Raw genomic sequence first — 9348 nt, 5'->3', positions numbered from 1 at the left:
AAGCAACCATAAAAATGCCATTGCGGCGTTTCTCTCCCGAGAGCTTCTTCGGTGCGTTTTATTTTGACGCAATGCGCGGTGGCCGAACGGGGGGCGAATTTGGTTGCATTTTCGTGCTTGTATGCTAAGGTAGGGGCATGAAAATCGCGATACTGGGGGCCGGGGCACTGGGGTGCTACTACGGCGCAAGGCTTGCGGAGGCCGGGCATGACGTGAGCTTCATCGCCCGCTCGGCCTGCGAACCGATGCGGGAACACGGGCTGCGCGTCAGCAGCGTCGACGGGGACATCTACCTGCCGCAGCCGCGCGTCTGCCGCAAGCCCGAGGAATGCGGTCCCGTCGATCTCGTCATTGTCGGATGGAAGACCTGCGCCAATGACCGCTTCGGCGAAGCGCTGCCCCCCCTGCTGCACGGAGAGACGGAGGTTGTCACCTTCCAGAACGGCATGGGCAATGCCGAGGCCATCGCCGAGACCGTGGCGCCGCAGCGGCTCTTTGTCGGTCTCTGCTTCGTCTGCTGCATGATGGATCGCCCCGCGGAGATCAGGCATTTGGAGGGCGGCAAGATTCACTTTGCGCCGCTCGTGGCCGACGAGGCGGGGCGCCGCCGCTGCGAGTTTTTTGCCGAGCTCATGAAGCAGGCGAAGGTCGATGCCGAGGCCTTCGGCCACACGGAGGAGATTCTGTGGACAAAGCTCTCGTGGAACATCCCCTTCAACGGCCTCTGCCTCGCGCACGGCGGCATCAGCGTCCGCCAACTCTTCGCCATGCCGGGAGAACCCGAGCGCGCGCAGCGCATTATGGATGAGGTGTGCCGAACGGCGGAATTGCGCGGCTTCCCGCTGCCGATGCACCTCATCGACGAGCAGATGCGCCGCACGGCCGTCATGGGAGACTTCATCCCGAGCAGCGCCGTCGACTACCTGCGCGGGCGCCCCGTCGAGTACCAAGCCATCTGGGGCAGTCCGCTCGAACGAGCCCGCGCGGTCAAGGCCGACATTCCCGAGTGGGAGAAGCTCGCTGCGGAAATCCGCACGCGCCTGCACCTCGCATGAACCGACTTCTGCCGTCGCTGCTCCGCAGGCTGCGCCTGCTGCCGCCCCTCCTGCTGCTGGCCGCCGGGGGAGCCGCCCTGCTGCCCCTGAGCACGAGCCTGAATCGCCGGCAGCTCGAGGCGCAGCTCCGCTATCCGCCCGTTCAAATCAAGGGGCAGGATGCCCTCTCTCAGCAGCTGGCGCTCTTTACCCTCGGCGGGCTGAGGACGCTGGCGTCCGAGATTCTCGTGCTCGACACGACGGATGCGTGGCTGAAACACGATTGGCCCCGCGCGGCTCGCCGCTGGCAAGACATCACCACCCTCAGCCCCAAGCACGCCGGCTACTGGGCCGATGCCGCGCGTGAAATGGCCAACAACGCCGCCCAGCACGTCCTTCGCGACCCGCGATACGACCGCCAGCAACGCGCCATCCTCGCGCGCGAGTACCGCGACCGAGGCGAGCGCTTTTTGCGCGACGGTCTGCAAAACAACCCCGATGACCCCGAGCTGCTTCTCGAACTGGCTCGCTACTGCGGCAAGACGGCCGTGCCGCCGCGCCACAGCGAGGCCGCCGAGCTCTATGCCCGCGCCGTGCAATGCGGAGCCCCCAAACGCTTCGAGCGCTGGCAGCTCTACGAGCTCTGTCAGGTGCGCAACCGCAAGGAGGAAAGCCTGAAGCTCGCGCAGCGCCTCTTTGCCAATCCCGACCACATCAGCCCGTCGCTCTGCTGCATCCTCTTCGACCTTCAGGAAGAGCTCCGCCTGCCCGAATCGGAAAAACTCAGCCTAGATGAAATCTTCGGCTCGCGCCAAGCCGGCATCCGCGAACTCAACTCCTACATCGACAACGACCTCGGCTACCCCACCGAAGGAGCCCGAGCCTGGCTGCGCGAACACGCGAAGGAGGAAACGCGCGGCGAGCACGCGAAAGCAGACTCCTCGCAAGCAGGCTCCCCGGAGTCAGGCTCCCCGCAGGCCGCCCCCTCGCAGGAAGCGAGCGCAGCGGAAGAGGCCGGCGAAAAAGAGCTCTGATGTACAGCCGCAGCCCCGCTCTGATGCCGCCGCAGACTTGCCCTGATGCCGCCGCGGCTCCGCCCTCAGGGCGTCTCATCATCATCCCCGGGCAGCGGAGGCAGCTCGGGAGCAAGGTCATCGTCCTCGCCGTCCGCCGTCAGCGGCCCGTCGGCACGCGGATGAGCCCGGCGGTAGACCTCGCGCATGCGAGCCTTAGTCACGTGCGTGTAAATCTGAGTCGTCGAGAGCGAGCTGTGGCCGAGCAGCTCCTGAACGGAGCGCAAATCAGCCCCCGCATCCAGCATATGCGTAGCGAAGGTGTGGCGCAGCTTGTGCGGCGAAATGCGGAAGGGGATATCAGAGCAGCGCAGGTACTTATCGAGCATCTGCTGCACGCTGCGCCCCGTCATGCGCCGCCCGAGACGGCTGATGAACAAAGGCCCGTCCGCCTCCAGAGGAGCCATGCTGCGGTAGCGGTCCAAAGCCTCGCGGGCGTAATCCCCCACCGGCACCAGCCGCACCTTGCGCCCCTTGCCCAGCACGCGCACGCAGCTGCGATCCCCCCCGAGAGCATCGGCATTGAGTCCCACCAACTCACTCAGGCGCATCCCGCAGGAGTAAAACAACTCGAGAATGGCCGCATCGCGATACGGCAGCCAAGCCGGGCTCTTCTTATCCTGCGGCGTGCGCAGCGGCAGCGAGAGCAGCTCCTCCATCTGCCGCAAACTCAAGTGCACGGGCAGGCGCTGCGAAGCTCGCGGCAGCACCAGCTCGGCAAGCGGATTGACCGCCAGCCCCTCGCGCTGCATCATGTAGGTGTAGAGGGAGCGCAGCGCCGCAAAGCGCAGGCGAATCGTCGCCGGCTTGAGCTGCTGCTCAAGCGCAACGTAAAGCCACGAGCGGAAATCGTCCGTCTCACAAAGCTCCCAAGACGAGAAACGCGCCCCCATCCACACGCGAAACTGCTGCAAAGAACGCCCGTAGGCCTCCAGCGTGCAAGGAGAAGCGTTGCGCTCCCCCTCCAAGAACTGCAGGAAGCGCCGCGCTGAAGCGTCCTCCTCGCCCCGGTCTGATTCACGCCTCATCACACCCCGAGTTCTACCACAGGCAGCGTGCAAAAGCAAGCCCCCCGAAAGTCATATCGCCCCCCCGCAGAACCGCCTCAAGCTCGCCGCCAAGCCGCGCAAAAGGACGCCGACAACGCAAAAAAAACTTGAGAAGCCCCGGCGAAACTGCTAGTGTTCACGCAGGGTCGCTCACGCGCCCCCCTCATCAGCCAAACCCACGCAGCAAGAATGAAAATATCCATCATCGGAGCGGGCAACATGGGAGGAGCCGTCGCCCGCGGACTCGCCTCCGGCAGCCTCATCCCCGCCTCCGACATCTGCATCGCCAACCCGAGCCCCGGCAAGCTCGACGCCCTCAAAAGCGACTTTCCCGCCCTGCGCACCACTCAAAACAACCGCGAAGCCGTGCGCGGAGCCGACCTCATCATCCTCGCCGTCAAGCCTTGGAAGATTCGCGACGTCATCGATGAAATCAAACCCGAGCTCATCTACTCCCGGCAGAGCATCGCCTCCATGGCCGCCGGCATCGGCACGGATCAACTCTGCGAGTGGCTCGACCAAGGCGACGGGCAACTACCCGGCGTCTACTACCTCATCCCCAACACCGCCATCGCCCGGCGGTGCAGCATGACCTTCATCAGCTCCGCGCACCGCAACGCCGCGAAAGATGCCGAGCTGCTCGCCGTCTTCCGCGAACTCGGAGACGCCATGTTCGTCGACGAGCAGCAAATGAACGCCTGCATGGCGCTGGCCTCCTGCGGCATCGCCTACGTCATGCGCTACATCCGAGCCGCCACCGAGGGCGGCGTCGAACTCGGCCTGCGGCCCGACGAAGCACGGCGCATCATCATGCAGACCATGCTCGGCGCCGTCAGCCTCCTCGAAGTCGACGGCAGCCACCCCGAAGCCGAAATCGACAAAGTCACCACCCCCGGCGGCCTCACCATCCGCGGCCTCAACGCCATGGAAGAAAGCGGCTTCACCGCCGCCGTCATCCGCGGCCTGCGAGCCTCCGTACGCTGAGCCCTCGTCGCCCCTCCCTCGTCGAGCCCTCGTTGTCCCCTCGTTGTCTCCTCGTTGTCTCCTCATCGCCTCCCTCGCCCGGCCCTCATCGCCACCCCTCGCCCGGCCCTCATCGCCACCCCTCGCCACCCCTCACATCGACTTCCCCTTCCGCCGTACCCTCCACGCGAAAGCTCATCGCCGCCGCCCCAAAGCCCGGCAGCGCCCCGCAGCCCTCACCCCGCCCGCCGCGCCGCAGGCAGGGGCGCGACGGCACCCGCAAACACATCCTCGCGAAGAGCGGATGAGTTTGCCCTTGATTGTGCGGTCGTTTGCTTTATAATAACCCGCGAGATATGATTGAGCAGTTACGCAAACGCCTGCTGGACCGGGAGCATCCGGTGCGTATTCATTTGATCGGAGTGGCCGGCGCCGGCATGAGCGGACTGGCCCGCATGCTTCTGGAGATGGGGCACCACGTCAGCGGCTGCGACCGCGTGACGAGCGAAGAGACCGAGCGTCTGCAACGCATGGGGCTGGCCTTCTCCTGCCCGCACAACCCCGATGCGGTCAAAGACGCCGAAGTCGTCATTTATTCAAGCGCGATCCGCGAAGATAACGTTGCCCTGAAAGCCGCGAGGGAAAACGGCTGCCTCTGCCTGCGCCGCGCGGAGTGCCTGGCCGCCATCCTCAACAACAAAAAAGGCGTCATCGTCGCCGGCACCCACGGCAAGACGACGACCTCATCGCTGACGGCTCACCTGCTGCGCGTGGGGCGCCTGCGCCCCTGCCACTACGTCGGGGCGGAGATTCCCGTGCTCGGCGCCAATGCCCACTGGAACGAGGACAGCGAATACCTCGTCGCCGAGGGCGACGAGAGCGACGGCACGCTGGTCAACTACCTGCCCGAACACAGCATCATCCTCAACATCGAAGCCGAACATTTGGACTTCTACCGAGACCTCGACCACATCAAATCCGTCTTCGACCGCCTCTGCCGCCAGACCCGGGGCAAGATTTTCTACTGCAAAAACGATCCCGGCGCATACGACGTGTGCTCCAAATACCCCAACAGCGTCTCCTACGGCTGGCAGGATGCCGACTTCACCGCAACGGATCTGGCCGAGAAGCGCGGGCGCACCCTCTTCACGATCTGCCGCAAGGGCGAGCCGCTCGGGCGCGTTGAGCTGGGCATTCCGGGCAAGCACAACGTGCTCAACGCGCTGGCCGCCACGGCCGCCGCGCTTGAAATCGGCTGCGACTTCGCGAGCATCGCACACGGCCTGAGCACCTTTGCCGGCGCGCGCCGCCGCTTCGAGACCAAATACCTCTCGCGCCACTACCGCATCGTTGACGACTACGGGCACCACCCGACGGAAATTGCCGCAACGCTCCAGACGGCGCAAAGCCTCAAGCCCGGGCGCCTCATCGTGCTCTTCCAGCCGCACCGCTACACGCGCACGAAACTGCTGCGCAACGACTTCGGCCGCGTGCTGCAAAACCTCGACCGCCTCTACGTGGCCGACGTCTACCCCGCGAGCGAAATACCGATTCCGGGCATCAGCGGGCAGACGATTGTGGATGCCGTCCGCGAGCACGGCCCCGTGCCGGCCACCTTCCTGCCCAACCTCAGCCTCGCGCACCACGTCGTGGGCAATGAACTGCGGCGCGGCGATCTCTTGCTGACGCTGGGTGCGGGCAACGTGCACACCGCCGGCACAAAGATTGCGGCCGATCTGCGCATCCTCGCCGAGATGCAGCAGGAGTGCGGCTGCGACGTTCCCTGCCGCCTCTACGAGCCGATGAAGAAGCACACGACGCTCGGCGTCGGCGGCGAGGCGCAGTATTGGATTGAGCCGGACAGCTTTGAGCTGATGCAGGCCGTCGTCAATTTCTTCAAAGACCGCAACATCCCCATCCATGTCGTGGGGCGCGGCTCCAACCTCGTCGTGCGCGAAGGCGGGCTGCGCGGCGCCGTCATTCATCCCGCCGGCGGCGCCTTCGACGCCATCGAGCTGAGGGGCAATCGCATCGTAGCCGGAGCCGGCGTGAAACTCAAAAAACTCGCGGCCTTTGCCGCCCAGCACGGCATCGCCGGCTTCGAGTGGATGGACGGCATCCCCGGTTGCGTGGGCGGCAGCCTGCGCATGAATGCCGGCTGCATGGGCGGCGACATGTGGAGCGTCTTCCGCTCGGCCCTCGCCCTGAATGACGAGGCTGAGATCATCGAGTTTGAGCGCGACGGCATGGAGCCCGCCCGCTACCGCCTCATCCCGGCCTTCGACCAAAACATGGTGCTGCAGGCCGTCTTTGCCGGAACCCCTGACGACCCGACCGCCATCGAAGCACGCATGGAGGCCGCCCGCACGCGCCGCCGCGAAACACAGCCCACGGAACCCAGCGCGGGCTGCACCTTCATGAACCCGCCCGAGATTCCCGCCGGCAAACTCATTGAAGAGCTGGGGCTCAAAGGCTTCAGCATCGGCGGCGCCATGGTCTCGACGAAGCACGCCAACTTCATCATCAACACCGGCCACGCCAAGGCGACGGACGTCACCGAGCTCATCGACCACATCATCCACGAAGCGAAAGAGCGGCGCGGCATCACCCTGCGCAGCGAAGTACGCGTCATCGGCGACCGCGAAGCCGAGTTCTGAAGCAGCCCCCACCTTCCTCCCCAACATGAAAACGCTGACTCATCAAACCGCCATTGCCCTGCTCATGGGCGGCCCGGGTTCGGAGCGCGAAGTGTCGCTCACCTCCGGACGCGCCGTGCTCGAAGCTCTCAAGCAAGAAGGCTTTACGAACGTGACACCCGTCATCGTCGACGGCGAACGCCCGCCCGTGCCCGAGGGAACCGAACTGTGCTACAACATGATACACGGCACCTACGGCGAAGACGGCGGCCTGCAAAGCTACCTTGAAGAACTCGGCATCCCCTACACGGGCGCGGGAGCAGCCACCTCCCGCATCTGCTTCGACAAAGTCCTCACCAAAAAAGCCTTTGCCGCAGCCGGCAACGTCCCCACGCCCCAAGACGAAGTCATCACCGCCGGGCAAATGCCGACCCTGCCGCTTCCCTGCGTCATCAAACCCCCCTGCGAAGGCTCCTCGGTGGGCGTGCAGATCGTGCGCCAAGCGGAGGAACTGCCGGCCGCCCTGGCCGAAGCCGGAAAATTCGGGCACGAGCTCCTCGTGGAAGAATACATCGAAGGCAAAGAACTCACGGTGGCCATCCTCGACGGCACCCCCCTGCCCGTCATCCACATCTGCCCCCGCCAAGGCTTCTACGACTACAAGAACAAATATCCGAGCCTGACGGGAGCCGTCGGCTCCGACTACATCTGCCCTGCCGACATCAGCGAAGAAGAAACCCGGCGCGTTCAGCAGGCAGCCCTAGCGGCCTACAAAGCCGCCGGCGTCGAGGTCTACGGCCGCGTCGACGTGCTGCTGACGGCGGACGGGCGCCCCTATGTGCTTGAAATCAACACGATTCCGGGCATGACCTCCGCCTCGCTCTTCCCGAAGGCAGCGGCGGCCGTCGGCATCAGCTTCGGTGAACTCTGCCGGCGCATTGCCGAACTCTCCCTTTGCTGTCAGCGCGGCAACACCCCTGCCGCCTGAGCCTCCGCCCGCCCATGGAGAATCGGTACAGACGCAAAAAGGACGAGGGAAACATCGTCTCGAAGCTCGAGAGGATGCTCCCCTTCCGCGAGCGTCTGCTCAGCCGCCTGTCCTTCAAGCGCCTTCGCAGCAACATCCGACGTTGGATTGTGAAGGCGCTGGCGGCAGCGGCCGCGCTCGTCGGTCTCTTCTACCTGCTGTGCTACGTGCTCGATCAAGCGGCCAGCATGAGCATCGACAAAATCGACTACCGCTCGGCGCATGCCATGTTCGACCGCCGGAGCTGCCTCGATTTACTCGGGCTCAAAAACTCCGTCAATCTGGCGACCCTGAGCACCAAATCGCTGGAGCAAAAGCTCATGGCTCAGCCGCACATTGAATCCGCCAGCGTGCGTGCGGAACTGCCCGACACGCTCGTCATCGAGGTAGAGGAACGCCTCCCCATCGTCTTTGTCGCGCAGGAATCAGACGTCAAAACCGGCACGAAGCGCCGTCTCTTCACGGATCCGAAGGGGCACGTCTTTGAAGCCGACCCCAACATGCACCGGGACTTCATGGGCGCACCCGTCTGGTACCTCCCGCCCGGCTGTTGTCCGCGGCTGGAGCCCGGCGTCGTGATCAACGAAAAAGCCATGATGCCCATCTGCGAACTCATCAAAGCGACCAACTGCTACGACCCAACGCAGATACCGCCGATACGAGAAATCCAATGCCCCCGTGAATGGGAGCTGCGACTCGTGCTCGAAAACGGCACGACTGTGCGCATGGAAGTCTACAACATTGCCGAACAAACGGAAAGACTCGCAGGAATCCTCGACTACCTGCGAAGATCGGGGCAGCAAGCGAGCGGCATCAACGTCATCCCGAAAGAGAATCCCGTCATCGTTCCCATCGAAGATACCCCGGTGCACAGCGAAGCGACCTCGGCAGACGAAAGCCGCGGCAGCGAGCGCAGCACGCGCAACGGGCGAAGCGAACGCAACGGGCGCACGGGGCGTACGGGGCGCCGCAGCCGCTGACGAACGCCGGGCTTCGCAACTCCGACGAAAAGAAAGTCGGAATGAGCTTGACATGAGCCCGCGACCGTGGCACAATCCCTGCATTCCGACGGCTCCGTCGTTCAATGGATAGGACAAAGGTTTCCGGTACCTTCGATGTGGGTTCGATTCCCGCCGGGGCTAGCTGCAACGCCTGCAAAGCTGAGTCTTTGCAGGCGTTTTCTTTAGGTGTTTTCTTTGAGCGGCTTCTCGTTGAACCGACGAGAACGGGTTACCCCCGCTGGGGGAGGGTGCCGGCTTGAGCCAAACGCTGCGCGTGCCGCGCGAGACCTCCGCCTCTCCCGGCGGGCCGACTGCCCCCCACGCGGTCGGCTCCGACTGTGCCGTGATACCCCCCCTGCGGCTCCCCGTCAGGTTCGTCGGGTCTCCGTTCGGGGTGTGCATGAAGACATCATCAAGGATGGATTCATGCTTCACGCGCAGCTTTTCAAGCTCATTCTCAATGCAAAACTCCTAATTTCAGGATTTTACGGGTCAAGCGCAAAGTGTGTGGAAACCGCATATCAGACCACCGAGTGAGCCACCGCTGCACTCCACGAGCACGCGT

The 9348-nt window shown here is 64.4% G+C and carries 7 protein-coding genes and 1 tRNA gene; 7 read left to right on the top strand and 1 reads right to left on the bottom strand.

What is annotated here, in order from left to right; translation table 11 throughout:
* Nucleotides 1-137 precede the first annotated feature (137 nt).
* Both AC6UAL_RS09260 and AC6UAL_RS09255 read left to right on the top strand, forming a co-directional pair.
* Nucleotides 138-1055: a ketopantoate reductase family protein gene (locus AC6UAL_RS09260; RefSeq protein ID WP_500683094.1), complete on the top strand. Its 918-nt coding sequence runs from the start codon at nucleotides 138-140 to the stop codon at nucleotides 1053-1055.
* A complete protein-coding gene (locus AC6UAL_RS09255; RefSeq protein WP_500683093.1) occupies nucleotides 1052-2068 on the top strand; it encodes a hypothetical protein in 1017 nt (338 codons plus the stop codon). Before AC6UAL_RS09260 ends, AC6UAL_RS09255 begins: the two co-directional genes overlap by 4 nt.
* A 65-nt stretch (nucleotides 2069-2133) precedes the next feature.
* Here AC6UAL_RS09255 and AC6UAL_RS09250 read toward each other — a convergent pair whose 3' ends face one another.
* Nucleotides 2134-3135 (bottom strand): tyrosine recombinase XerC, encoded by a 1002-nt coding sequence (locus AC6UAL_RS09250; RefSeq protein WP_500683092.1) that lies wholly within the window; start codon nucleotides 3133-3135, stop codon nucleotides 2134-2136.
* A gap of 210 nt (nucleotides 3136-3345) precedes the next feature.
* On the opposite strand from AC6UAL_RS09250, the gene proC reads away from it, so the two are divergent.
* The 5 genes from proC to AC6UAL_RS09225 all read left to right on the top strand — a co-directional run bounded on the left by proC (nucleotide 3346) and on the right by AC6UAL_RS09225 (nucleotide 8924).
* Entirely contained in the window at nucleotides 3346-4140 is a 795-nt protein-coding gene (gene proC / locus AC6UAL_RS09245) for a pyrroline-5-carboxylate reductase (RefSeq protein ID WP_500683091.1), read from the top strand.
* Nucleotides 4141-4475: 335 nt separating this feature from the next.
* A complete protein-coding gene (gene murC, locus AC6UAL_RS09240) occupies nucleotides 4476-6776 on the top strand; it encodes a UDP-N-acetylmuramate--L-alanine ligase (RefSeq protein ID WP_500683090.1) in 2301 nt (766 codons plus the stop codon).
* A gap of 25 nt (nucleotides 6777-6801) precedes the next feature.
* Nucleotides 6802-7743 carry a D-alanine--D-alanine ligase gene (locus AC6UAL_RS09235; RefSeq protein ID WP_500683089.1) on the top strand — a complete coding sequence of 314 codons (942 nt, stop codon included), beginning with the start codon at nucleotides 6802-6804 and terminating at the stop codon, nucleotides 7741-7743.
* A 14-nt stretch (nucleotides 7744-7757) separates the two neighbouring features.
* The gene (locus AC6UAL_RS09230) at nucleotides 7758-8762 is read left to right on the top strand and encodes a cell division protein FtsQ/DivIB (RefSeq protein ID WP_500683088.1); all 1005 of its coding nucleotides are present in this window, start codon (nucleotides 7758-7760) and stop codon (nucleotides 8760-8762) included.
* Between the two features lie 90 nt (nucleotides 8763-8852).
* Nucleotides 8853-8924 (top strand) — tRNA-Arg (locus AC6UAL_RS09225).
* The last annotated feature ends 424 nt before the right edge of the window (nucleotides 8925-9348 follow it).

The organism is Candidatus Parakkermansia intestinigallinarum, from assembly GCF_944389695.1.
In the GTDB taxonomy this organism is placed as follows: Bacteria; Verrucomicrobiota; Verrucomicrobiia; order Verrucomicrobiales; family Akkermansiaceae; genus Akkermansia; species Akkermansia intestinigallinarum.
Note: the sequence above shows the minus strand (reverse complement) of the source record. Positions and strands in the feature narration are given on the sequence as shown.

Bases quoted from the DNA above. Each gene is read 5' to 3' on its own strand.
- AC6UAL_RS09260 (WP_500683094.1), top strand. From the start codon at position 138: ATGAAAATCGCGATACTGGGGGCCGGGGCACTGGGGTGCTACTACGGC.
- AC6UAL_RS09255 (WP_500683093.1), top strand. From the start codon at position 1,052: ATGAACCGACTTCTGCCGTCGCTGCTCCGCAGGCTGCGCCTGCTGCCG.
- AC6UAL_RS09250 (WP_500683092.1), bottom strand. From the start codon at position 3,135: ATGAGGCGTGAATCAGACCGGGGCGAGGAGGACGCTTCAGCGCGGCGC.
- proC (WP_500683091.1), top strand. From the start codon at position 3,346: ATGAAAATATCCATCATCGGAGCGGGCAACATGGGAGGAGCCGTCGCC.
- murC (WP_500683090.1), top strand. From the start codon at position 4,476: ATGATTGAGCAGTTACGCAAACGCCTGCTGGACCGGGAGCATCCGGTG.
- AC6UAL_RS09235 (WP_500683089.1), top strand. From the start codon at position 6,802: ATGAAAACGCTGACTCATCAAACCGCCATTGCCCTGCTCATGGGCGGC.
- AC6UAL_RS09230 (WP_500683088.1), top strand. From the start codon at position 7,758: ATGGAGAATCGGTACAGACGCAAAAAGGACGAGGGAAACATCGTCTCG.